The 21,361-nt window shown below is 66.5% G+C and carries 27 protein-coding genes; 12 read left to right on the top strand and 15 right to left on the bottom strand.

What is annotated here, in order from left to right:
* Positions 1-2 precede the first annotated feature (2 nt).
* Positions 3-230 carry a hypothetical protein gene (locus tag GGQ93_RS07680; RefSeq protein ID WP_224761157.1) on the top strand — a complete coding sequence of 76 codons (228 nt, stop codon included), beginning with the start codon at positions 3-5 and terminating at the stop codon, positions 228-230.
* Complete coding sequence (locus GGQ93_RS07675; protein ID WP_152949359.1) at positions 227-808, top strand: peptidase S14; 582 nt, start codon at positions 227-229, stop codon at positions 806-808. The genes GGQ93_RS07680 and GGQ93_RS07675 overlap by 4 nt, the downstream gene beginning before the upstream one ends.
* A 10-nt stretch (positions 809-818) precedes the next feature.
* On the opposite strand, the gene hslV is transcribed toward GGQ93_RS07675, so the two are convergent.
* Positions 819-1,373: an ATP-dependent protease subunit HslV gene (hslV, locus tag GGQ93_RS07670; RefSeq protein WP_152949360.1), complete on the bottom strand. Its 555-nt coding sequence runs from the start codon at positions 1,371-1,373 to the stop codon at positions 819-821.
* 237 nt (positions 1,374-1,610) lie between these two features.
* Here hslV and GGQ93_RS07665 point away from each other — a divergent pair, with 237 nt between their 5' ends.
* Both GGQ93_RS07665 and GGQ93_RS07660 read left to right on the top strand, forming a co-directional pair.
* Positions 1,611-2,030, top strand: coding sequence for a BLUF domain-containing protein (locus GGQ93_RS07665; protein ID WP_183216171.1), 420 nt, complete (start codon positions 1,611-1,613; stop codon positions 2,028-2,030).
* Between the two features lie 51 nt (positions 2,031-2,081).
* Entirely contained in the window at positions 2,082-2,819 is a 738-nt protein-coding gene (locus tag GGQ93_RS07660; RefSeq protein WP_054764549.1) for a HesA/MoeB/ThiF family protein, read from the top strand.
* A 10-nt stretch (positions 2,820-2,829) separates the two neighbouring features.
* Here the strand turns inward: GGQ93_RS07660 and GGQ93_RS07655 are convergent, their stop codons facing one another.
* Complete coding sequence (locus GGQ93_RS07655) at positions 2,830-3,081, bottom strand: hypothetical protein (RefSeq protein WP_054764550.1); 252 nt, start codon at positions 3,079-3,081, stop codon at positions 2,830-2,832.
* A 116-nt stretch (positions 3,082-3,197) separates the two neighbouring features.
* Positions 3,198-4,184 carry a 2-hydroxyacid dehydrogenase gene (locus GGQ93_RS07650; RefSeq protein WP_183216169.1) on the bottom strand — a complete coding sequence of 329 codons (987 nt, stop codon included), beginning with the start codon at positions 4,182-4,184 and terminating at the stop codon, positions 3,198-3,200.
* Between the two features lie 63 nt (positions 4,185-4,247).
* Here GGQ93_RS07650 and GGQ93_RS07645 point away from each other — a divergent pair, with 63 nt between their 5' ends.
* From GGQ93_RS07645 to GGQ93_RS07630, 4 genes are all read left to right on the top strand, one after another.
* On the top strand, positions 4,248-4,820 hold the full coding sequence (locus tag GGQ93_RS07645; protein WP_224761158.1) for an SH3 domain-containing protein: 573 nt from the start codon (positions 4,248-4,250) through the stop codon (positions 4,818-4,820).
* Positions 4,821-4,899: 79 nt separating this feature from the next.
* Positions 4,900-5,436 (top strand): 3-hydroxyacyl-[acyl-carrier-protein] dehydratase FabA, encoded by a 537-nt coding sequence (gene fabA, locus GGQ93_RS07640; protein WP_152949363.1) that lies wholly within the window; start codon positions 4,900-4,902, stop codon positions 5,434-5,436.
* A gap of 66 nt (positions 5,437-5,502) precedes the next feature.
* Positions 5,503-6,720, top strand: a complete 1,218-nt coding sequence (gene fabB / locus GGQ93_RS07635; RefSeq protein WP_183216167.1) for a beta-ketoacyl-ACP synthase I — start codon at positions 5,503-5,505, stop codon at positions 6,718-6,720.
* A gap of 103 nt (positions 6,721-6,823) precedes the next feature.
* Positions 6,824-8,551: an ATP-binding protein gene (locus tag GGQ93_RS07630; RefSeq protein ID WP_183216165.1), complete on the top strand. Its 1,728-nt coding sequence runs from the start codon at positions 6,824-6,826 to the stop codon at positions 8,549-8,551.
* Between the two features lie 86 nt (positions 8,552-8,637).
* Here the strand turns inward: GGQ93_RS07630 and dut are convergent, their stop codons facing one another.
* Both dut and coaBC read right to left on the bottom strand, forming a co-directional pair.
* Positions 8,638-9,096, bottom strand: coding sequence for a dUTP diphosphatase (gene dut / locus GGQ93_RS07625; protein ID WP_183216163.1), 459 nt, complete (start codon positions 9,094-9,096; stop codon positions 8,638-8,640).
* The gene (gene coaBC / locus GGQ93_RS07620; RefSeq protein ID WP_183216161.1) at positions 9,093-10,316 is read right to left on the bottom strand and encodes a bifunctional phosphopantothenoylcysteine decarboxylase/phosphopantothenate--cysteine ligase CoaBC; all 1,224 of its coding nucleotides are present in this window, start codon (positions 10,314-10,316) and stop codon (positions 9,093-9,095) included. The genes dut and coaBC overlap by 4 nt, the downstream gene beginning before the upstream one ends.
* A 108-nt stretch (positions 10,317-10,424) precedes the next feature.
* On the opposite strand from coaBC, the gene GGQ93_RS07615 reads away from it, so the two are divergent.
* Both GGQ93_RS07615 and GGQ93_RS07610 read left to right on the top strand, forming a co-directional pair.
* On the top strand, positions 10,425-10,952 hold the full coding sequence (locus GGQ93_RS07615; protein WP_224764303.1) for an S-type pyocin family protein: 528 nt from the start codon (positions 10,425-10,427) through the stop codon (positions 10,950-10,952).
* A 42-nt stretch (positions 10,953-10,994) separates the two neighbouring features.
* Positions 10,995-11,855 (top strand): haloacid dehalogenase-like hydrolase, encoded by an 861-nt coding sequence (locus tag GGQ93_RS07610; protein WP_183216159.1) that lies wholly within the window; start codon positions 10,995-10,997, stop codon positions 11,853-11,855.
* Between the two features lie 2 nt (positions 11,856-11,857).
* On the opposite strand, the gene GGQ93_RS16410 is transcribed toward GGQ93_RS07610, so the two are convergent.
* Complete coding sequence (locus GGQ93_RS16410; protein WP_152949368.1) at positions 11,858-12,205, bottom strand: PilZ domain-containing protein; 348 nt, start codon at positions 12,203-12,205, stop codon at positions 11,858-11,860.
* 99 nt (positions 12,206-12,304) lie between these two features.
* The gene (locus GGQ93_RS07600) at positions 12,305-12,625 is read right to left on the bottom strand and encodes a 2Fe-2S iron-sulfur cluster-binding protein (protein WP_054764560.1); all 321 of its coding nucleotides are present in this window, start codon (positions 12,623-12,625) and stop codon (positions 12,305-12,307) included.
* A gap of 159 nt (positions 12,626-12,784) precedes the next feature.
* On the opposite strand from GGQ93_RS07600, the gene GGQ93_RS07595 reads away from it, so the two are divergent.
* On the top strand, positions 12,785-12,922 hold the full coding sequence (locus GGQ93_RS07595) for a hypothetical protein (RefSeq protein ID WP_183216157.1): 138 nt from the start codon (positions 12,785-12,787) through the stop codon (positions 12,920-12,922).
* 58 nt (positions 12,923-12,980) lie between these two features.
* Here the strand turns inward: GGQ93_RS07595 and GGQ93_RS07590 are convergent, their stop codons facing one another.
* From GGQ93_RS07590 to sdhC, 7 genes are all read right to left on the bottom strand, one after another.
* Positions 12,981-14,357 (bottom strand): DUF6414 family protein, encoded by a 1,377-nt coding sequence (locus GGQ93_RS07590; RefSeq protein WP_183216155.1) that lies wholly within the window; start codon positions 14,355-14,357, stop codon positions 12,981-12,983.
* Positions 14,357-15,580, bottom strand: a complete 1,224-nt coding sequence (locus tag GGQ93_RS07585; protein WP_183216153.1) for an ATP-binding protein — start codon at positions 15,578-15,580, stop codon at positions 14,357-14,359. The genes GGQ93_RS07590 and GGQ93_RS07585 overlap by 1 nt, the downstream gene beginning before the upstream one ends.
* Before the next feature lie 312 nt (positions 15,581-15,892).
* Positions 15,893-16,267 (bottom strand): gamma-glutamylcyclotransferase family protein, encoded by a 375-nt coding sequence (locus tag GGQ93_RS07580; protein WP_183216151.1) that lies wholly within the window; start codon positions 16,265-16,267, stop codon positions 15,893-15,895.
* A 10-nt stretch (positions 16,268-16,277) separates the two neighbouring features.
* A complete protein-coding gene (locus GGQ93_RS07575) occupies positions 16,278-17,075 on the bottom strand; it encodes a succinate dehydrogenase iron-sulfur subunit (protein ID WP_054764563.1) in 798 nt (265 codons plus the stop codon).
* 12 nt (positions 17,076-17,087) lie between these two features.
* A complete protein-coding gene (gene sdhA, locus GGQ93_RS07570; RefSeq protein ID WP_183216148.1) occupies positions 17,088-18,872 on the bottom strand; it encodes a succinate dehydrogenase flavoprotein subunit in 1,785 nt (594 codons plus the stop codon).
* A gap of 7 nt (positions 18,873-18,879) precedes the next feature.
* Positions 18,880-19,284, bottom strand: coding sequence for a succinate dehydrogenase, hydrophobic membrane anchor protein (gene sdhD, locus GGQ93_RS07565; protein WP_183216146.1), 405 nt, complete (start codon positions 19,282-19,284; stop codon positions 18,880-18,882).
* On the bottom strand, positions 19,281-19,745 hold the full coding sequence (sdhC, locus tag GGQ93_RS07560) for a succinate dehydrogenase, cytochrome b556 subunit (protein WP_183216145.1): 465 nt from the start codon (positions 19,743-19,745) through the stop codon (positions 19,281-19,283). Before sdhC ends, sdhD begins: the two co-directional genes overlap by 4 nt.
* Positions 19,746-20,010: 265 nt before the next feature.
* Between sdhC and GGQ93_RS07555 the strand changes: the two genes are divergently transcribed.
* Entirely contained in the window at positions 20,011-20,877 is an 867-nt protein-coding gene (locus GGQ93_RS07555; RefSeq protein ID WP_183216143.1) for a pirin family protein, read from the top strand.
* Positions 20,878-20,920: 43 nt separating this feature from the next.
* On the opposite strand, the gene GGQ93_RS07550 is transcribed toward GGQ93_RS07555, so the two are convergent.
* Positions 20,921-21,223: a hypothetical protein gene (locus GGQ93_RS07550; RefSeq protein ID WP_152949374.1), complete on the bottom strand. Its 303-nt coding sequence runs from the start codon at positions 21,221-21,223 to the stop codon at positions 20,921-20,923.
* Positions 21,224-21,361: the final 138 nt, after the last annotated feature.

Raw genomic sequence — 21,361 nt, 5'->3', positions numbered from 1 at the left:
GCGTGGGCCGTCGCCGTTTCAGCGCCATGATCCCCCACGCCCTTGTCTTCACGCGGACCTGCAGAACCTCCGACCGGCGGACCATCCGGTGGTATGAGTGCGAACTGATCGACGACCAGGGCGCGCGCCGTCTGCGAAACCGGGCCTTCTTCTCGCTGGACGAGGCCAAGTCCTGGGCCTCGTCCGAAGGCTATCCGGTGGACGACGCCGACATCCAGGACGCGCGATGATCGGCGCCGCCCCCTCGGGTCCGCTCGACGCCTCGGCCTTCGACACCCCGCGCATCCTTCTGGCCGGCGCCGTAGACTACGCCATGTACGACCGGTTCCGCGACCGACTGACCCAGGCGCCCGACAGCGGTCTGGTGGTGATCGAACTGTCCACCCTGGGCGGCGATCCGGAGGTGGCGCGGATGATGGGCGAGGACGTGCGGTTTCAGAGCGACATCAACCCCGCGCGCCGGCTGGTCTTTCTGGGCAAGGCCGCCATCTATTCGGCCGGCGCGACCTTCATGAGCTTTTTTGCGGTGGAAAACCGCTATCTGACGCGCGGCGCTCGGGTGATGATCCATGAGCGAAAGATGGACAAGACGCTCCACATCGCCGGGCCGCTGACCACCTGCATCGCCTCGGTCAAGGCGATGCTGAACGAACTTGAGCACTCCATCGCCATCCAGAACGAAGGGTTCGAGAACCTGGTGCGCGGCAGCGCCGTCACCATGGACGAGGTGCTTCGGCGCGCGCCGGAGAACTGGTACATCGAGGCTCAGGAGGCGAAGGCCCTCGGCCTGGTCGCCGGCGTGCTGTGACCCCGCGGCGTCAGTCCCCCAGGGTCTCCACCGTCAGATTGCCGTTGGTGTAGACGCAGATTTCGGCGGCGATCTTCATGGCCTTGCGGGCGATCGCCTCGGCGTCCAGATCGGTTTCCTCGATCAGGGCGCGGGCCGCCGACAGGGCGTAGTTGCCGCCCGAACCGACGGCCGCGACCCCATGCTCCGGCTCCAGCACGTCGCCCACGCCGGTGACGGTGAAGATCGACGTCTTGTCCGCCACCAGCAGCATGGCCTCCAGCCGCCGCAGATAGCGGTCTGTGCGCCAGTCCTTGGCCAGATCGACGCAGGCCCGGGCGAGCTGGTCCGGGTACTGCTCCAGCTTGGCCTCCAGGCGTTCGATCAGGGTGAAGGCGTCGGCCGTCGCCCCGGCGAACCCCGCCAGAACCTTGCCGCCGGCCAGGGTCCGCACCTTTCGCGCCGCGCCCTTGACGATGGTCGGTCCCATCGAGACCTGACCGTCGCCGGCGATCACCGTGCGGCCGTTTTTGCGAACCGCCAGTATCGTGGTGCCGTGCCAGTCGGGAAAATTGGATTGGGTCATGGTCCGCAGATGGAGCGGCGGCCCGTCGCGATCAAGCCTCGCTCGCCTGTTGAGGGGTGTGTCACATTTCCTTGGCCTTACCTGGCTACCGCAGAGGTTCCGGCGTCCGTCAGCCTTAACCTAAGCGAGAGCGGCGCCGGCCGCAGTGTGCGATGGGTCGAACCAAGGGGGCTTCGTTAACCCTCTCGCTCCTAGAGCCTTTTTCGTCGGTCGAGTTGTTAAGCGTATGAGTACCCTATGAGTTTGTTTCGCATCTTCTATGTCAGCGACGCCGTGGGCGACGCGGGCGCGGGGCTTCTGCCCTTGATCGACATCATCGGGGCCTCGGATCGGAACAATCGGCGCGACCACGTGACCGGTTTCCTGCTGCGGCATCAGGACCGATTCTTCCAGCTGCTGGAAGGCGGGCGGGTTGATCTGGAGCGGTTGATGGGCCGGCTGGCGGCCGACCGCCGTCATCAGAATATTCGGGTCCTGGTCGATACGCCGGTGGACCGGCGTCTCTTTCCGCAATGGGCCATGGCCCAGATCGACCCCCTGCCCAGTCTTGAACCGATCTTGACCCGTTTGGCCGGGACGCGGCCCCTGTCGGAAGTGGCCTTCGAAGTGGATCAGGTGATCGCCGACGCCCGTCTGGCCCTCGACGGGACGCGCTGACGGGGCCGCACGCGCCATTCCACCGCCCTCGCCGACGGTCTAGAGACGGGCATGGCCTTTTCTGACGATGAAGTGGAACGCTACGCCCGCCATCTGGTGCTGGCCGAGGTCGGAGGGCCGGGGCAGCAGGCGCTGAAGCGCGCCCGCGTCCTGGTCGTCGGCGCGGGCGGGGTCGGAGCGCCGGCCGCCCTCTATCTGGCGGCGGCGGGCGTCGGGACGTTGGGCCTGATCGACGACGACGTCGTGGCCCTGTCCAATCTTCAGCGTCAGATCCTTTTCGCCACCGCCGACGTGGGTCGGGCCAAGGTGGAGGCGGCGCGGGACCGATTGGCCGGCCTCAATCCGCATGTCGCGATCCAGACCTTCGCCGAACGTCTGACGCCCGAAAACGCAGCGCGCCTGATCGCCGACTTCGATCTGGTTCTGGACGGGACCGACGACTTCGCCACGCGCCATACGGTCAACGCCGCCTGTGTTGCGGCGGGCAAGCCCCTGGTCTCGGGCGCCCTGGGTCGGTGGAGCGGTCAGGTGGGGGTGTTTGCGGGTCGGCCCTGCTATCAGTGCCTGACGCCCGAGGTTCCGCCGGATGCGGAGACCTGCGCGCGTGTGGGGGTCGTCGGCGCCCTGGCGGGGGTGATCGGTTCGATGGCCGCCCTGGAGACGATCAAATGGATCGTAGGCGCGGGTCAGAGCCTTCAGGGGCGGCTGCTGATCTATGACGGCCTGGCGGGAACGGCGCGAACGGTGCGGATCGCGCCTGATCCCGCATGCCCGGTTTGCGGCGGCTGATTTGTCCGACTCAGGCGGCGGTTTCGAACCGCACGTCGTCCAGGGCCAACTCGGGCAGGGGAGCGGCGAAGCCCAGGGCAGGATTGCTGAGCACCGTCACCAGCCGCTCGCCGCAATAGAGGCAAAGAGTTTCGAATCCCGGCCAAGTCGCCGCCACATCGGCCAGGGCCCGGTCGGCGGCGCGATCGTCCTCGGCCTTCAGAACGCAGATGTCACGCACCGGAACACCCGGCAGGTTGACGATACAATAGTAGGAGTCCAACGCACGCTTCCCTTACAGGCCGCCGAAACGATCCCTGATCGCGGCGGTTCCTCCAGTGATCGGCGTTTTCGACAGGGGTGTGAGGCCCCCCCGACAGTCCTGTGAAATCGCAGGTCCTAAAGCATCGCCGGAATGACCCGGTCGGGCGGGCGATGGCCGTTCTGGAAGGTCATGACATTGGCGATGACCCGGTCGCCCATGTCCTGGCGCGCCTCCAGCGTCGCCGAACCGAGGTGGGGCAGGAGGACGACGTTGGGATGGCCCATCAGGCCCGGATGGATGGCCGGCTCATGTTCGAATACATCCAGGCCCACGCCGGCGATCGCCCGCGCCGCCACCGCCTGGGCCAGAGCCGCCTCTTCGATCAGTTCGCCGCGCGCGGTGTTGATCAGGATGGCATGGGGCTGCAGCCGCGCCAGGCGTTCGGCCGACAGAAGATGATGGGTCTCCCGTGTGGCTGGACAGTTCAAGGAGACGATGTCCATCCGCGCCAGCATCTGGTCCAGGTCGTCCCAATAGGTGGCGCCCAGCTCCTCGGCGATCAGGTCCGAGACGGGCTTGCGATTGTGGTAATGCACCTGCAGGCCGAAGGCCTTGGCGCGACGGGCCAGGGCCTGGCCGATCCGGCCCATGCCGACGATCCCCAGCCGCTTGCCCCACAGCTTGCGCCCGCACATCCAGGTCGGGGTCCAGCCCTCGAAACGGCCTTCGGCCACCACCTGGGCCCCTTCGACGATGCGGCGGCTGACGGCCAGGATCAGGCTCATGGCCAGGTCGGCCGTATCCTCGGTCAGGACGCCGGGCGTATTGGTGACGATGATGCCGCGCGCCACGGCCGCCTCGACGTCGATATGATCGACCCCGGCGCCGAAGTTGGCGATCATCTTCAGCTGTTCGCCGGCGCCGTTGATCAGGTCTGCGTCAATGAGGTCGGTGATGGTGGGCGTCAGGACCTCCGCCCGCTGAACCGCCGCCTCCAGCGCCGCCCGGTCCATCGGCTGGTCCTTAAGGTTCAGCTCGGCGTCGAACAGTTCGCGCATCCGCGTTTCGACCGCGTCCGGCAGGCGTCTGGTTAATACGACCTTAAGCTTGCGAACGGACATTGCGGGCCTTGGTTAGCGGGCGATGGTTCAGGATCGAAGCCCGCGCGACGGGTCGTTCCAACTGTGTCTAGCAAAGCCGCCGCCATCTTCCAAAGCCTGCGACGCCGCACCGCCGTCGCCCTGGCCGTTCTGGGCCTAGGGGTGATGGCCGGCGCCGGCGCGACCATGCCCGATGGGCGCCCCACCCCGACGGGGCTGGAGGTGCCGCGCTGGATCTCGCTGAAGTCCTCCCACGTCCGCGCCCGCCAGGGGCCGGGGCTGGACTATCCGATCCTGTGGGAGTATCGCGCCGCCGGCCTGCCGGTCCAGGTGATCGCCGAGACGACCGAATGGCGAAAGATCTGCGATCCGGACGGGGCCGTAGCCTGGATTCACCGCACCGTCTCTTCCGGCCGCCGCTATGTCTTCAACACCTCGGCCGAAGAGGTGATGATCCACGCCGGCAAGTCCCAGGCCTCGGCGGTCCGTGCGCGACTGTCGCCCCGGTCCCTGGTGTCGCTGGACGAATGTGAGGACGGCTGGTGCCGGGTGCGGGCGCGCCGCCTGCGCGGCTGGATTCAGGAAAGGGCCGTCTTCGGCGTCCAGCAACGCGCGCTATGCAACGCCAACCGGCCTGCGGGAACCGGTCGAGGCTGAAGGGTCGATGACCGCCGCTGTTGAGCGAAGCGGCGCGGTCGTGTAACCCGCAGGCAACAGCAGACCTGACGGAATCGCCTTGACCCAGTCCCAATATCCCTCGTCCTTCGATCACGAGGCCCTTCTCGCCTCCGGGCGCGGCGAACTGTTCGGTCCCGGCAACGCCCAACTGCCTGCGCCGCCTATGCTGATGTTCGACCGGATCACCCAGATCACGGCCGACGGCGGCGCCCACGGCAAGGGCTATGTGGAGGCCGAGCTGGATATCCATCCCGACCTCTGGTTTTTCCAGTGTCACTTCATCGGCGATCCGGTCATGCCCGGCTGCCTGGGTCTGGACGCCATGTGGCAGCTGGTCGGCTTCTATCTGGGCTGGATCGGCGGGCCCGGCCGCGGCCGAGCGCTCGGCGTCGGCGAAGTCAAGTTCACCGGCCAGGTGACGCCGGACATCAAGAAGGTCGTGTACAAGATCGACCTGAAACGGGTGATCAATCGCAAACTGGTCATGGGCATAGCCGACGGCGTGCTGGAGGCCGACGGCGAGGTCATCTACACCTGCAATGACATGCGGGTGGGACTCTTCGGCGCCGCCAAGGACGAGCAGGCGGGTGCCTGAACACCTATATAACCGCGGACAGCGCGGAAGACCCCCAGGGTCGAGAAGCTAGAGTAAGGAAACACCATGCGTCGTGTCGTCGTCACCGGCCTGGGCATCGTCTCTTCCATCGGCCACGGCGCCGAAGAGGTGACCCAGTCCCTGCGCGAAGCCCGTTCGGGCGTCGTCCATGCGCCTGATCACGCCAAATACGGCTTCCGCAGCCAGGTCTGGGCCCCGCCCAAGATCGGCCCGTGGGAGGAACTGGTGGACCGCCGCGCCGCCCGCTTCCTGGCCAACGGCACGGCCTGGGCCCACATCGCCTTCGAAGAGGCGCTGAAATCTTCGGGCATGACGGCCGACGAGATCAAGGACGACCGCATCGGCCTGATCGTCGGCGAGGGCGGCCCCTCGACCCAGGTCATTCTTCAGGCCGCCGCCACCACCATCGAAAAGACCTCGCCCAAGCGCATCGGGCCGTTCGCGGTGCCGAAGGCCATGGCGTCCGGCCCCTCGGCCGTGCTGTCGACCTGGTTCCAGATGCGCGGCGTCAACTATTCGATCAGCTCAGCCTGCGCGACCTCCGCCCACTGCATCGGCGCCGGGGTCGAACAGATCCAGTGGGGCAAGCAGGACGTGGTCTTCGCCGGCGGCTGCGAGGACATCGACTGGTCCATGTCGAACATGTTCGACGCCATGGGCGCCATGTCGTCGAACTTCAACGACACCCCCTCGGTCGCCTCGCGCGCCTATGACGTCAACCGCGACGGCTTCGTCATCGCCGGCGGCGCCGGCATAGTGGTGCTGGAGGAATACGAGCGGGCCAAGGCGCGCGGCGCGACCATCTATGCCGAGGTCACCGGCTATGGCGCCAATTCCGACGGCTATGACATGGTCGCCCCCTCGGGCGAGGGCGCCCAGCGCTGCATGAGGATCGCGCTGGAACAGGCCGGCAACCCGAAGATCGACTATCTGAACCCGCACGGCACCTCGACCCCGGTCGGGGATTCGAAGGAAATGGAGGCCGTGCGCGCCGTCTTCGGCGATCAGATGCCGATGATCTCCTCGACCAAGTCCCTGACGGGCCACTCGCTCGGCGCGGCGGGCGCTCAAGAGGCCATCTACTGCCTGCTGATGATGCAGAACGGTTTCGCCGCCGAGAGCGCCCATATCGAGACCCTTGATCCGGCCTTCGAGGGCATGCCGATCCTGCGTCAGCGCCACGAGGGCGAGCTGACCCACGTCATGTCCAACAGCTTCGGCTTCGGCGGCACCAACGGAACCCTGATCCTGTCGAAGGTGTGAGACGCGCAGGGGCGACCCTCCGACCCTAGGTAGTGTCCCTCGGCCCGGCGAAAGCCGCGGTTAGGGAATCCCGTGCATGCTGCAGGCCGGGAGAAACACAAGAATGCACGCGCGTTACGCACGGATCGCCGAGGCCAGGCAACGCGAAATTAAGGTCAGGGTCGGCTTCGCCGTCTTCATCGCCTGCACCGTCTGGGCGCTAGCGCCGTCGAAATGGCCGGCGATCTGGCTGGCGCTGGTCTTCGCCGGACAGTCGGCCGACTGGATCGTCTTCGGCGCCATCCGCAGGCTGGGAGGGGGAACGCCCTCGCGGGGGCTCAGGATCGCCGCCTGCATCAGCCTGTTCGTCAACAGCGTCTTCTATTCCGCCATCGCCGCCTATCTGTGGGCGGACGGGGGTGGGTCCCAGATGGTGTTCGGCAGCATCCTAATCGCAGGGGCGCTGCTTCATGTGACCATACACCTCTATCATGAGCGTGAAATCCTCATCAGCGCCGCCACGCCGCCCGTCGTTTATTTTCTGGCCCTGCCCGTCATCCACGGCTATGTCCTGGGCCAGCCTACCGATCTTCTCGTGGCCGTGGGTTGCGTCCTGTACATGACCCATCTGCTGGTCGCGGTGCGGCAGAGTTCACAGACCAACCGCGCCATTCAGATCGCCAACGACCGCGCTCAGGAGGAGCGCCGCAGGGCCGAGGTGGCCAGCGCCGCCAAATCCGACTTCCTCGCCGTGGTCAGCCACGAAATCCGCACCCCCATGAATGCGGTGGTCACTTCGGCCAATCTGTTGGAACGGTCCCAGCTCGATCCGGCGCAGAAAGAGCACGTGGTGATGCTCAAGGACGCCAGCGAGGTTCTGATCGGCCTGTTGAACGACGTTCTCGACTTTTCGAAGATCGAGGCCGGAAAGATGGAGCTGGAAGAGGCGCCCGTCGATCTGGTGGACAAGCTGAAGGCTCTCGAGCGGATGTGGGCGCCCAAGGCGCAGGCCGCCGGCGTCGCCTTTGAGGTCTCCCTGCCTGACGACCTGCCGCGCCACGTGCGGACCGATCCGCTGCGGCTGCAACAGATTCTGTTCAATCTCGTCTCGAACGCCGTCAAGTTCACGGCGACGGGACGGATCGAGGTCCGCGCCCGCTGGAACGCCGCCCTGGGCCGGTTGACCGTCGCGGTGACCGATACCGGATGCGGTATTCCCGACGACCGCCTGCCCTATGTCTTCGACGTGTTCGAACAGGTCGACGCGGGGGTGACGCGCCGGCACGGGGGCTCAGGCCTCGGCCTGGCCATCACCTGCAAACTGGCCCAGCTGATGGGCGGGTCCGTGTCGGTCGAAAGTCGATTGGGAGAAGGCTCGATCTTCACGGTCGATCTGCCGATGGGGATCGCCGCCGCCCCCTCGGCGACCCTGGCGGTCAGCGCACCCTCGACCTTCGCACACGGGCTGGACATTCTGGCGGTGGACGATCACCCCGTGAATCGTCGGATCGTGGCCCTGCTGCTCGAGCCCATGGGGTGTGTCCTGACCTTCGCCGAAAACGGTCAGGAGGCTGTGGAGGCGGCGGCCCTGCGCCGGTTCGACGCCATTCTGATGGACATGCAGATGCCGGTTATGGACGGATTGACGGCGACGCGGGCCATTCGCTCGGACGGGCCCAATGCCGGCACGCCGGTCATCGCCCTGACGGCCAACGCCCTGGAGACCCATCGCGCGGCCTGGGCGACGGTGGGGGTGGACGACTTCGTCACCAAGCCGATCGACCCGGCGCGCCTCGCCTCGGCGCTGGAGGCGGCCGTGCGAGGCGAGGCCGCCGTGGCCGCGACGGCCTGAGCGGCGCGCAATCGGATCAGCGCGCCGGGGCGGCGCCGTCTCCGACAAGGCCGGCCTGAGGCCGTGGTCCCGCCTTCAGGTGAGCCCTACCGCCCCGTCGAACCGAACCCCCCCGCGCCCCGCGCGGTGTCGTCCAGGGTCTCGACTTCGATCCAGTCCGCCCGTTCGTGTTTGGCGATCACCAGCTGGGCGATGCGTTCGCCCCGGCGAATGACGAAGTCTTCATCGCCGATATTGGCCAGGATGACGCCGCACTCGCCGCGATAGTCGCTGTCGATCGTGCCCGGCGCATTGGGGCAGATGATCCCGTGCTTCAGGGCCAGGCCCGAGCGGGCGCGGACCTGGGCCTCATAGCCCAAAGGCAGGGCGATCTTCAGCCCCGTTGGCACCAGGGCGCGCCGGCCCGGCGCCAGGGTCAGGGGCTGGTCCTCGGGCACGGCGGCGCGCAGGTCCATGCCCGCCGACCCGGCCGTCTCATAGGCGGGCAGGGGCAGGCCCTCGGCGTGGGGCAGGCGCAGGATCTGAACGGAGACGGCTTCGGTCATTGGGCGCTCTTGAAATGGTCGGCGATACGGTCGGCTAGGGCCTGGGCGACGGCGGTCTTGGATTGGCGGGGCCAGACCTCGGCGCCCTGGGCGGTGACCAGCAGAACGGCGTTGCCGTCGGATCCGAACACCTCGTCCGAGACGTCGTTGCCGACGATCCAGTCGCAGCCCTTCCTCGACAATTTGGCGCGGGCGTTGGCCTCGAGATCGGTGGTCTCGGCGGCGAAGCCGATGACCAGGGCGGGCCGGTTCGGTCCCGGCGCGGCGACCCCGGCCAGAATGTCCGGGTTCTCGATCAGGGCCAGCGTCGGCGGCCCGCCCGGCCCCTTCTTGATCTTGCCCCCGGCGACGGTGTCCACACGCCAGTCGGCCACGGCGGCGGACAGGACGGCGATGTCGGCCGGCAGGGCGGCTTGCGTCGCCGCCTTCATCTCCAGGGCGCTTTCCACCTCCATCCGAGTGACGCCGGGCGGAGCGGACAGGGCGGTGGGGCCGGACACCAGCGTCACCTCCGCCCCCCGCTGGGCCAGGGCGGCGGCGACGGCGTAGCCCTGTTTGCCGCTGGAGCGATTGGTCAGGCCGCGCACGGGGTCGATCGGTTCGAAGGTGGGGCCGGCCGTGACCACTGCCTTCCGGCCCGCCAGTGACCGGGGGCCGCCCAGCAGGCCCTGGATCGCCTCCAGTATGGCCGCCGGCTCAGCCATTCGGCCGGGTCCGTACTCGCCGCACGCCATCTCGCCCTCATCCGGTCCGACCACGGCCGCGCCGTGGAAGCCGGGGAAGGATTTCAGCCGCTCCATATTGGCCTGGACCGCCGGGTGGTCCCACATCCGCACATTCATGGCCGGCGCCAGCAGCACCCGCTTGTCCGTGGCGATCAATGTGGTGGAGGCCAGGTCGTCGGCGATCCCATTGGCCGCCTTGGCGATCAGCCCGGCCGTCGCCGGCGCCACGACCACCAGATCGGCCCAGCGCGACAGCTCGATATGGCCCATGCTGGTCTCGTCGTCCGGGTGGAACAGGCCGGACCGCACCGGATGGCCGCTGAGCGCCGCCAGGGACAGGGGTGTGACGAACTCGGCCCCCGCTTCGGTCAGGATCACCCGGGTTTCGCCGCCCCCCTTGGCGATCAGACGCACCAGCTCCAGCGCCTTATAGGCCGCTATGCCGCCGCCGACGATCAACAGCACCTTTCGGTCGGTAAGCGCGCGCATGTCCATGGCCCCGCTCTAGCGGTCTCAGGCGACGGCGTCGAGACGATCAAAAAGAACATTGCGCGAACAATAGAGTTGTGCTTACGTCGCCTTAAGCGAGTGTCGGAGGGGAAGATGATCGCGCTGAGGATAAGAGGGGCCGTTCCGGTCTCGTTTGGCTTGATGCTGTGCGGCCTCATGGGTCTGGCGGCTTGCGACAACAGTTCGGCGGTGCAGACGCGCGATCGGACGGCGTCGGCGCCCGTCGGGGCCGGCGACCCGTCCTCCGCGCCGGTCGAGGCGACTGCGGCGGAAACGGCCAAGCCGGTTTTGACCGCCAGCCGGCGGGAAACGGTGGACGCCAAGATCGCCCGCCTCTATGCGCGCAACGGCGCCGATTTCGGCGCGGCCTCGGCCGAAGCCTATCTGGACAAGGTGACCGCCTTCACCACCCGGCCGCCCGGCGACGCCGAGACGGTGAAACGGCCGAACGGCGACACCCTGATCTATCAGGCCTCGACCAACACCTTCGCTGTGGTGGCCAAGGACGGGACGCCCCGCACCATGTTCAAACCGACCACCGGGGCCGACTATTGGGCCGAGCAGAAGGCGGCGGCCCCGACCTTCGGCCAGAGGCGGAGATCGACGCAGGAGGCCGGCTGATATAGAGGGCGGGGTTCCCTGCCGCTCTTCCGGACCTCGCCCATGGCCGACGCCCCCTCTGCCGCGCCCCCGCTCAAGACCGCCCTGATCTATGATTTCGACGGCACCCTGGCGCGCGGCAACATGCAGGAGGTCAGCTTCATCCCTTCGGTGGGCATGGACGTCGGCGCCTTCTGGGGCGAGGCCGAGGCCCTGACCAAGGACGCCGACGGCGACGGCATACTGATGTACATGCAGCTGATGTTGCACCATGCGCGCCAGAACGGCGCCCCTGTGACGCGCGAGACCCTGCGTCGCCACGGCGAGGCGGTGGCCCTGTTCGAAGGTCTGAAGGACCTCAGCTGGTTCGACCGGATGAACGCCTTCGGGGCCAAATACGGGCTGGAGATCGAACACTATATCGTCTCGGCCGGGCTGGAGGAGATGATCGACGGCACGCCGATCCGGCCCGCCCTGACCCACGTCTTCGCCTCCCACTATGTCTATGACGAAAAGGGCGAGGCGGCCTGGCCGGCGGTCGGCGTCAACTACACCACCAAGACCCAGTATCTGTTCCGCATCAACAAGGGGGTGAAGAACCACTGGGAGCACGAGCGGATCAACCACTTCATCCCCGACGACCAGCGGCCGGTCCCCTTCGACCGGATGATCTTCATCGGCGACGGCGACACGGACGTGCCGACCATGAAGATGATGCACACCAAGGGCGGCTTTTCGATCGCCGTCTATGACCCGCGCTCGAACGAGAAGGACCAGAAGAAGGTCTATTCCCTGATCTCGGAGGATCGGGTCAATTTCGTCGCCGCCGCCGACTATCGCGAGGGCTCGGCCCTGGACCTGATCGTCAAGGGGCTGATCGGCCGGATCGCCATCAACGCCGGGGCCATGCCGGCGGGGATGTAGGCCTAGCGGCCCCCGGCCCTCACCCAGGCGTCGCGCGCCCCGGCCAGCCGGGCGGGCGCCAGGCCGCGCAGGGATTTGGCGCCCGTCTGTTTCAGACCCGCCTCCTGCCCCTTTTGCCAGACCAGGGTCGCCTCATAGGCCAGGCCCTCGGCCACATCGATCACCACCACCTGGGCCGGCAGGGCCGCGCTGCGGTCCAGCCTTAGCCGCATTCCCGTGTCCGACAGATCGACGATGACGCAGACCGTCTCCAGCCCCGCCGCGCTGACCACGCCGCGCGCATTGACGGTGCGACGAGCCTCGCCGCGTCGATCGGCGGGCAGGGCGGGCTTGGATCCGAACAGACGCATGGGGAAACTCGGCCTTGGAAACACTGCCGTCCTGCAACGCGCGCCGACGACAAAGGCGCCGGGCGGCCTGACCTCAGTACGGGGTCTTGGGGCGGGTTCTTAGTGCTGGTTTTGGGGCAGGCGCACGACCAGGCCGTCCAGCGCCTCCGACACCCGGATCTGGCACGACAGCCGGCTGTTGGGCTCGACCTCCTCGGCGAAGTCCAGCATCGACTCCTCCATGGCCGAGGGTTTGCCCGTCGCCTCGCGCCAGGCTTCATCGACATAGACATGGCAGGTGGCGCAGGCGCAGGCCCCGCCGCAATCCGCATCGATCCCCGGCACATTGTTCCGGATCGCGCCCTCCATGACGGAAAGCCCCGGCTTCACGTCGACCACGTGCTCGGTTCCGTCATGCTCGATATAGGTGATGCTGGCCATGGCCCGCTCATATCAAGCCGGGGCGATGGTGCAAGGGCGCTCATCGACGGCGCAGACGCTCCATGGCATCCTCCCGCTATGACCGATAGGCGCAAGATCACCGCCGCCCCACCCACGCGCCCTTCGGCGGCGCCCCCGGACACGACCGGACGGGGTTTGATGGAGGATCATCTTGCGGCGCATGAAATCCTGCCCCAGTCGGACTGGAGCCGTCGCCTGTTGGCCCTGAAAGGTCGAGTTTCGCTAGACCTCGATCTGGACGATCTGTGTCAGGACCGCCAGGACCGAACCGCTTGATCGTCGCAATCCTCTACGCATTTTCCGCGTGGTCTGAGCCCGGATCGGGTACCCGAGCTCACCAGTAAATGGCGACGACTTCGACATCGAGATAGGCGCGGGTTTCCTCCAGAGTGGGAAGGGCGCTCGGAGTAGCCTGCGCGCTGGACGTTTCAAGGGATGGAAACAGGGTGAGGCCGGCCGCTGTGCGCGCCGCGTCTCGGAGTTTGAGGTCTTGTTGCCCCGTGACCCGGACGCCAGCGATATCCACCAAAACGTTGCGAATTGCTGCGAAGGCGCTCTTCTGATCGGAGACGGACCCGGTGCGCGTGGCGAGCCTCGATATTTCGACGGATACTTGCAGTGCGATCTTGTTCAGCTCATCTGCAGATCGGCCCGACTTTCGACGCTCGAGCAGCGCGGTCGCATAGTGGAACAGGGCACTCTCAAGGGGCGAGGCCTTGGGCGACGTTTCTACGGGCACAGCTTCAACCTTGCTGCCAGTCCCAAACGGGATCGTCCAAGCGACGCTCATCTGACGCGCGAAGTCAGGTGCCACTTTGTCGAACAGGTCCACCAGCTTGACCGGCGTCCAGTCGGTTTGGAGGCCCGAGCGCGAGACTCGGCAAAGGAGGGTGAACTCCGCGCTGGAGAACAGGAGGTGACGGATGTCTTTCCAGTAGGCCTGCAGTTCCGTCACGCCGGCGATCACCAAAGGGCGGGTCTCCACCCCGAGACCCGCGATCGCGTTGCGGTGAACAACGTAATCGGTCCCGTCGATATCGACGACCACATGATCGATGGCCTCGGCCGTGATCGGGATCAGCCCTGCCATCATTCTCTGCAGCACCTTCACCATCGGCTGGATTTCCCGGAAGGACATCACGGAGGCATCGGGCACGAACCCGCCGTAGTCCTCGGCCATCCCGGTGAACTCGGTCATCATGGTTGTCAGGTGGAAGGCGGGATGGGCCGCGAGACGCACGCGGAACTCGGCTAAAACGCCGCGCTCGAGCTGCCCCGAGACGACCGCGATGGAAGGCTCCCCCAGCCCGACGAAGTCTTCGAGGCGCGCGACCGGCTCAACGCTTTGGAGAGCGCTGATCAGGCGTAGCTCGCTCCGGTCGTGGAGCTCCCGAAACCACGACTGAACGGTCGCCTTGCGCGAGGTCTGGAGCGAGCTGCTGTTGGTGGCCTGCAGCCTGTAGGCCGCTTCCGCCTTAACCGTCAGGGGAAGTTCGCCGCCGGCCTTCATCTGGAATTCGTCCAGAAGCGCGGCCTGGGTCTGCTCGGACACCGTCTCCTTGATCTCGCCGGTCTGGGATGAAAGCAGACTGCGTAGGCTGCCCTCGTCGAGATAGACGAACTCGCGGAGCGGCGGGCGCTCGCGCTCAGTCGCGGCGAGATCGGTTTCGCGGGGTCGCCGGAGTTTCGGCCAGGCGATGAACGGGATCATCAGACAGTCTCCGGCACGGCGATCACGACCCTTCGGGCGGCGCGTTCGTATCCCACCACCATATCTTCTGCGGAGATCCGGCTTCGTTCGTCTCTCGCGGCCACCATGCCCGCCTCGGTCCAGATCAGGCCGAGGTCGGCCGCAGACCAGCCGACGGTGAGGGCGGCGATATCCTCGAACGGAAGGTCTGTATCGGTCTGCAGGGGACGGGCCCCCACCTTCAGTATCTCACGACGGTCATATTCCGTTGGCACCCGAAACGCCACGTGACGGTCGAATCGCCCGGCTCGTAAGATGGCGGGATCCAAGGCCTCCGGCCGGTTCGTCGCTGCGAGCACGATCACGGCCGAGTCCCGCCGGAAGCCGTCCATTAGAGTGAGAAGCTGGCCGACCATGCGGCTTGAGGTCTCGCTGGAGTGGTCGGTGCGCCGTTCGGCGATGCTATCGATCTCGTCGAAGAAGATGATGGCCCTTCCGGACGCCGCCGCCTCCGCTCGGGCAAAGACTTCCCTCAGCGCCCGTTCGGACGAACCAACCCATTTGCTTACCAGGGACGGGCCATCGACTAGGTGAAACTCAGCGTCGGTCTCCCGGGCAATGATGCGGGCTAGATGCGTTTTTCCGACCCCGGACGGACCGGTGAACAGCACGCCCCGGAGCGGCCGGACACCGATTTGGTCAGCGTATTTGCGATAGCGAAACTGCGACTCGACCAATTCGCGGGCCTCGGCGACCACATCCCCAAAGCCCCCAAAATCGGCAAACCCCAGTTTGGGTGTACCGGCGCGAGGCACAACCTTCGCGGGCGTCGGCTCGTCTATGGCCTCAAGCTCTTCGCGCAGCCTGGTGATCGGGGTTTCTGATAGGATGCGGAGGACGCCCTCCACGGTGTTGAACTCAATGGCGTGGCCCTTGATGCAGTTTATTCCCTCGGTGGCTCTGACCGTCCTGAGGAAACCGGCGGTCTCCACGACTAGGCCACCGTCATCGAGTACGCGGCGGACGATCCCGACCTCGCTGTTCTCCTTCCACGCCTCGGGCGGGGCGACCCGCCAAAAGCCGTTGCCCATAAGAAGAATGTCTCCCCGCTTCGGCAACGTGGTCAAGCCGGTGACCGTCGCGCAGCTATCATCCTGATAGCGAACGAAGACGCTTCCATCATCATCGACGCGGACAACCTTCATCAGGTCGCCATCAAGAACTTCAGGGTACTCAAAAACCATTCAGCGGACCGGGGTGAGCGCGTCATCGCGTCGTCCCAGGGACGGCCGCTTCCTGACCTGTTGAGGTGACCGGAAAAACCCGGTTACCTTGAAATGGCCTGTCCAGTGCAACGCTTCAAGGGGATCGCGTTCTTGATCACCAACCGCAGGTCGCGTCTTACGGGCCAATGGCAAGTACGACGCGCTCCGTGATCGACTCCTGTGGCGGGCCACCGGCCTCTCCAAGAGGACTTTCTGAGGTCAGCGGGAGATCGGTCAGGTGCAGCGAACTCGCTACGCCGACTTAGTGTTGAGCAAACACCGATCCGCCCCTCACCCCTCCGCCGCCACATACACCCACGCCCCCACGCCCGCCTCCGTCGTCACGCGCACCCGGCGATAGGCCTCGCCCTCATAGGCGTCGGCGGCGGTCAGGTCGGCGGGGGTCAGGGGGTAGAGGCGGCCGGGGACGGGCGGGGCGGCGTCCGGCGTCGGGATCAGGATCGGATAATGGGTCAGGCCGGTCTCGGCCGTGACCTGGAGGTCGTCGACGGGGATGTGCGACAGGCGGAAACCGCTCAGTCGGTCCGGGGCGCCGGGCCCCAGGTCGCGGCCGAAGACGGCCGTCTGGACCGCCGGGTCCTGCAGCGTGCCATAGGCGAACAGCAGGCTCCCGGCGGTCATGGAGGCGGCGGCGTCGGCGGCCAAGCCGTCTGGATCAGGCCGCCTGTTTCTTGCGGCCGGGGGCGACCATCAGCTTCTTGGTTTCGGCGATGGCCTTGGCCGGGTTCAGCCCCTTGGGGCAGACCTGGGCGCAGTTCATGATGGTGTGGCAGCGGTACAGTTTGAACGGGTCTTCCAGGTCGTCCAGACGTTTCTGGGTGGCGTCGTCGCGGCTGTCGGCGATCCAGCGATAGGATTGCAGCAGGGCCGCCGGGCCCAGATATTCCTCCTGGTTCCACCAGTAGCTGGGGCAGGAGGTGGAGCAGCAGGCGCACAGGATGCACTCGTACAGGCCGTCCAGCTTCTCGCGCTCGGCCGGGGTCTGGAGCCGTTCCTTCTCCGGGTCGGGCTCGTCCGACTGGAGATAGGGCTGGATGGAGTCGTACTGGGCGTAGAACAGGCTCAGGTCCGTCACCAGATCCTTGACCACCGGCTGGTGCGGCAGGGGGGAGATGGTGATGTTGTGCGAGGCGCACTCGTCCCAGCCCTTGGTGCAGGCCAGGGCGTTGCGCCCGTCGATGTTCATCGAGCAGGAGCCGCAGATGCCTTCGCGGCACGAGCGCCGGAACGACAGGGTCGGGTCGATTGTGTTCTTGATGTGGATCAGGGCGTCCAGCAGCATCGGCCCGTGATCGTCGGACGAGACCTCATAGACGTCCCAGCGCGGGTCGGCGTCGACCTCGGGGTCGTAGCGGTAGACCTTGTAGGTCTTGACGTTCTTGGCGCCGGCCGGGGCCTTGTGGACCTTGCCCTTCGTGGGCTTGGAGCCGCGGGGGAGGGAGAGTTGAACCATCTGCGTTCGACCTCAGTAAACCCGAGCCTTGGGCTCGATGTACGCGATGTCGTCGGACATCGTGTAATTGTGCACGGGGCGGTAGTCGATCTGGACCTGTTCGCCCGGGCGCTTCCACGCCAGGGTGTGTTTCATCCAGTTCGCATCGTCCCGGTCCGGATAGTCCTCGCGGGCGTGGGCGCCGCGCGATTCCGTGCGGTTCAGGGCGCTCTCGATGGTGACGACGGCCTGGGCGATCAGATTGTCGTACTCCAGCGTCTCCATCAGGTCCGTGTTCCAGATCAGGCCGCGGTCCGAGGTCTTGATGTCCGCGCCGGCCGCGTCGATGGCCCGCAGCTTGTCCGTGCCCTGTTGCAGGGTGTCGCCGGTGCGGAACACCGCCGCATCGGCCTGCATCGCCTTCTGCATCGCCAGGCGCAGCTCAGCCGTCGGGGTGGAGCCGTCAGCGTTGCGGAAGCGGTCCAGCCGGGCCAGGTGGGCGTCGGTCTGGGCCTTGGAGGCGGACGGCACGGCCGAGGCCTTGTCAACCACCTCGCCGCAGCGCAGGCCGACGGCGCGGCCGAACACCACCAGGTCGGTCAGGGAGTTGGAGCCCAGGCGGTTGGCGCCGTGCACCGAGACGCAGGCCGCCTCGCCCACGGCCATCAGGCCGGGCACGACGCTGTCGGGGTTTCCATCACGAAGGGTCAGCACCTCGCCGTGATAGTTCGTGGGGATGCCGCCCATATTGTAATGGACCGTCGGCAGGACCGGGATCGGCGCCTTGGTCACGTCCACGCCGGCGAAGATCTTGGCGCTTTCGGAAATGCCCGGCAGGCGCTGATGCAGGATCTTCGGATCCAGGTGGTCCAGGTGCAGGAAGATGTGGTCCTTGTTCGGGCCCACGCCGCGGCCTTCGCGAATCTCGATGGTCATGGAGCGGCTGACCATGTCGCGGGGGGCCAGGTCCTTCACGGTCGGCGCATAGCGCTCCATGAAGCGCTCGCCTTCCGAATTGGTCAGATAACCGCCCTCGCCGCGGGCGCCCTCGGTGATCAGGCAGCCGGCGCCGTAGATGCCGGTCGGGTGGAACTGGACGAACTCCATGTCCTGCAGCGGCAGGCCGGCGCGCAGCACCATGGCGTTGCCGTCGCCGGTGCAGGTGTGGGCGGAGGTGGCCGAGAAATAGGCCCGGCCGTAGCCGCCGGTCGCCAGAACCACCATCTTGGCCCGGAACTGGTGAAGCTGCCCATTGTCCAGCTGAAGCGCCGTAACGCCGGTGCAGGCGCCGTCCTGCATGATCAGGTCCAGCGCGAAATATTCGATGAAGAACTTCACCTCGCGGCGCACCGACTGGCCGTAAAGGGTGTGCAGGATGGCGTGGCCGGTGCGGTCGGCGGCAGCGCAGGTGCGCTGCACCGGGCCCTCGCCGAAGTTGCGGGTCATGCCGCCGAAGGCGCGCTGATAGATCTTGCCTTCCTCGGTCCGCGAGAAGGGCACGCCCCAGTGTTCCAGCTCATAGACGGCCTTGGGCGCGTTCCTGACCAGATATTCGATCGAGTCCTGGTCGCCCAGCCAGTCCGACCCCTTGACGGTGTCGTACATGTGCCACTGCCAGCTGTCCTCGCCCATATTGCCGAGCGAGGCGGAGATGCCGCCCTGGGCGGCGACGGTGTGGGAGCGTGTCGGGAAGACCTTGGTGACGCAGGCGACCTTCAGCCCCTGCTGGGCGGCGCCAAGCGCGGCGCGAAGGCCGGAGCCCCCGGCGCCGACGACGACGACGTCATATTCGTGATCGATCAGTTCGTAAGCGGCCATCTGGGGATCAGGCTCCGAAACCGGCGGGCAGGGGCGCAGAACCCAGCGCCAGCCGCACGATGAAGAAGACGCTGGCGGCCGCCAGCACGAGAAGGACCAGGTTCAGCAGGCCCGTCAGGGCCTTGCGGGCGCCGACCTGGGGCACATAGTCCTCAAGGATGACCTTCCAGGCCAGGCTGAGGTAGCCGAACAGCAGCACAGCCGTGACCGCCATCAGGCCGGCGTTCAGCGGCCTGGCGAACCAGGTCATGACGGCGTCATAAGAGGCGCCCGCCAGGGTGAAGCCGGTCGAGGCGACCCAGACGCCCAGCGGCAGCAGCGCCGTCAGCAGCACCCGCTCGGTCAGCCATTCGCCGCCGCCGTGGCGCTCGGAAATCTTGACCTTGTTCTTGAACTTGGCGGCGCCGCTCACAGCGAGACCCTCCCGGCAGCGAACAGGACGACCCAGAACAGGATCGCCAGGGGAACGGGCGCCCAGACCGCGATGTTCGACAGCGCAGTCGCCGACTTGATGGTCAGGCCGTTGCCCGTGTCGTTGATCGTGTGGCGGGCGCCGTTCAGGATGAAGGAGAACAGGACCACCGTCAGGCCGAAGCCGACGAACAGGCCCAGCGGCGAGCCCGCCAGGGCCAAAGCCGTCTCATAAGTCTCCGGCCCGAAGGCCAGGGCGCCCAGCCAGGCGACGACGAAGACCAGGCCGACGGTGCCGGCGATCAGGGTCGCGCGGAACAGGATCGAGGCGGCCATGGTCACGTGCCAGCGCCAGATTCCCATATGGGGCGAGAGCGGGGTCAGATGGCGGTTGGGCTGGATGACGAAACGACCGGTTCGGTCGCCCGATGCAACCCCCGGGTTCGGCTTGGGCTGAGTCATGCGAATGCTTCTCAAAAGCGAATGAATTCAATCGCCGTGTGCGGTTGCGAAGGCTTTTGTGACCCTAGAGGGACGGTGTCAACGGACCGTTGATCACTTAGCGGATTCTAGCGTCGCTCAGGCCGATGCGTGTCGAAATCGCGATATTCAAGGCATGATCGATCCACGCTCCGCCTGAGATGCAGGTTTTACGCGGCGCCCTGGGTTTTGGATCGCTGCGCGCCGCCAAGCTCGCCAAAGCCGCGCCTGCCCCTATATGGACCCCATGACCGAGACCACGCCCCGCCCCGTCCTTCGGCTGCATCCGGCCCACCGGGATGACATCGGCGACCTGACCACGCGTCGGCCGGTGCCTGGTCCGGACCTGGATCAGGTCGATCCCTTCCTGTTCCTGAACCATCACGGGCCCCAGACCTATCCGCCGAACAACGCCGGCCTGCCGTTCGGCCCGCACCCGCATCGGGGGTTCGAGACCGTCACCTTCATCCTGGACGGCGAACTGGCCCACAACGACTCCGGCGGCGGCGAAAGCATCATCAAGGCGGGCGGGATCCAGTGGATGACCGCCGGCTCGGGCCTGATCCACGCTGAACTTTCGCCAGCCGACTTCAAACGCGACGGCGGACCGATGGAGATCCTGCAGCTGTGGGTGAACCTGCCGTCCCGGCTGAAGATGACCAAGCCCGACTATGTGGGGCTTCAGGCCGCCGACATTCCGACCTTCACCACCGAGGGCGGGGTCACGGTCGAGCCGGTCTCCGGCGAATGGCTGGGCGTCAAGGCGCCGATCCAGTCCCTGATCGACATCCATCTGGCCGTCGTCCGCCTGCCCGCCGGCGCCCGGTTCGAAGTCCCGGTCGCCCCCGGCCGCACTGTCTTCTTCTATGCGATCAAGGGCCAGGTCTCCGTCGCCGGAACCCCCGTGCCCGAATGGAACCTGGCCGGCCTGGGCGACGGCGATAGGGTCGAGGTCACGGCGGAGACAGACGCTGTCGTCCTGCTGGGCCACGCCGAACCGATCAAGGAGCCGGTCTTCAGCCACGGCCCCTTCGTCATGACCACCCGCGAAGAAATCATCCAGGCCATTCAGGACTACCAGTCCGGAAAGTTCGGCCCGCCGCCGCGGGGGTGAGGCGCATGAAACAGGGGCGGTTCACCGAACCGCCCCTTGCCGATCAGTAAGGCCAGTCGGGCGGCAGATACGGGCCCATGCCAGAGCACACAAAGGCAGGTGTCTCATCGTAATAGGGCGTCGGAATATAGGGCTTAAGCACATACACGTTGCCGCCGCCTTCGCCGCACGTATCCCAAGCGTAGCCAAGCACTTCCGTCTTTGCTGCGTCAGCATAGTAGACATAGGAATAGGCTACGAGGCTGGGATCCCAGGATTCCCGAACCAAGGCTTCGGCGGGGCCGAACGCCACCGTGGTCGCCCCGACGGCAGCGATGGCGATTGCGAGGTTTTGAACGCGTTTCATTTCAGTCCTCTCCAGAGGCGCGAAATTGCGCACGCTAAATATGCGTACAGATCAACCTCTAGTTCAATCTGTATATTGCCGCCGAAGCATCCCTTTCGGAGCCGCCACACAGCGCGCGGATGATGCGTTCCCCGACAA

Origin of the sequence: Brevundimonas aurantiaca (genome assembly GCF_014199955.1) — a bacterium.
In the GTDB taxonomy this organism is placed as follows: domain Bacteria; phylum Pseudomonadota; class Alphaproteobacteria; order Caulobacterales; family Caulobacteraceae; genus Brevundimonas; species Brevundimonas aurantiaca.
The sequence above is the reverse complement of the archived record's forward strand: the minus strand, read 5'-3'. Positions and strand labels throughout refer to the sequence as shown.

What these genes read in the sequence shown, in the direction of transcription:
- sdhA (WP_183216148.1), bottom strand. Translation starts at nt 18,872, where the DNA reads ATGGCCGCTTACGAACTGATCGATCACGAATATGACGTCGTCGTCGTC.
- GGQ93_RS07665 (WP_183216171.1), top strand. Translation starts at nt 1,611, where the DNA reads ATGAGTTTGTTTCGCATCTTCTATGTCAGCGACGCCGTGGGCGACGCG.
- hslV (WP_152949360.1), bottom strand. Translation starts at nt 1,373, where the DNA reads ATGACCCAATCCAATTTTCCCGACTGGCACGGCACCACGATACTGGCG.
- GGQ93_RS07550 (WP_152949374.1), bottom strand. Translation starts at nt 21,223, where the DNA reads ATGAAACGCGTTCAAAACCTCGCAATCGCCATCGCTGCCGTCGGGGCG.
- GGQ93_RS07575 (WP_054764563.1), bottom strand. Translation starts at nt 17,075, where the DNA reads ATGGTTCAACTCTCCCTCCCCCGCGGCTCCAAGCCCACGAAGGGCAAG.
- GGQ93_RS07595 (WP_183216157.1), top strand. Translation starts at nt 12,785, where the DNA reads ATGGAGGATCATCTTGCGGCGCATGAAATCCTGCCCCAGTCGGACTGG.
- GGQ93_RS16410 (WP_152949368.1), bottom strand. Translation starts at nt 12,205, where the DNA reads ATGCGTCTGTTCGGATCCAAGCCCGCCCTGCCCGCCGATCGACGCGGC.
- GGQ93_RS07600 (WP_054764560.1), bottom strand. Translation starts at nt 12,625, where the DNA reads ATGGCCAGCATCACCTATATCGAGCATGACGGAACCGAGCACGTGGTC.
- GGQ93_RS07585 (WP_183216153.1), bottom strand. Translation starts at nt 15,580, where the DNA reads ATGGTTTTTGAGTACCCTGAAGTTCTTGATGGCGACCTGATGAAGGTT.
- fabB (WP_183216167.1), top strand. Translation starts at nt 5,503, where the DNA reads ATGCGTCGTGTCGTCGTCACCGGCCTGGGCATCGTCTCTTCCATCGGC.
- sdhC (WP_183216145.1), bottom strand. Translation starts at nt 19,745, where the DNA reads ATGACTCAGCCCAAGCCGAACCCGGGGGTTGCATCGGGCGACCGAACC.
- GGQ93_RS07660 (WP_054764549.1), top strand. Translation starts at nt 2,082, where the DNA reads ATGGCCTTTTCTGACGATGAAGTGGAACGCTACGCCCGCCATCTGGTG.
- GGQ93_RS07650 (WP_183216169.1), bottom strand. Translation starts at nt 4,184, where the DNA reads ATGTCCGTTCGCAAGCTTAAGGTCGTATTAACCAGACGCCTGCCGGAC.
- GGQ93_RS07555 (WP_183216143.1), top strand. Translation starts at nt 20,011, where the DNA reads ATGACCGAGACCACGCCCCGCCCCGTCCTTCGGCTGCATCCGGCCCAC.
- GGQ93_RS07590 (WP_183216155.1), bottom strand. Translation starts at nt 14,357, where the DNA reads ATGATCCCGTTCATCGCCTGGCCGAAACTCCGGCGACCCCGCGAAACC.
- GGQ93_RS07615 (WP_224764303.1), top strand. Translation starts at nt 10,425, where the DNA reads ATGATCGCGCTGAGGATAAGAGGGGCCGTTCCGGTCTCGTTTGGCTTG.
- GGQ93_RS07675 (WP_152949359.1), top strand. Translation starts at nt 227, where the DNA reads ATGATCGGCGCCGCCCCCTCGGGTCCGCTCGACGCCTCGGCCTTCGAC.
- coaBC (WP_183216161.1), bottom strand. Translation starts at nt 10,316, where the DNA reads ATGGACATGCGCGCGCTTACCGACCGAAAGGTGCTGTTGATCGTCGGC.
- dut (WP_183216163.1), bottom strand. Translation starts at nt 9,096, where the DNA reads ATGACCGAAGCCGTCTCCGTTCAGATCCTGCGCCTGCCCCACGCCGAG.
- GGQ93_RS07610 (WP_183216159.1), top strand. Translation starts at nt 10,995, where the DNA reads ATGGCCGACGCCCCCTCTGCCGCGCCCCCGCTCAAGACCGCCCTGATC.
- GGQ93_RS07630 (WP_183216165.1), top strand. Translation starts at nt 6,824, where the DNA reads ATGCACGCGCGTTACGCACGGATCGCCGAGGCCAGGCAACGCGAAATT.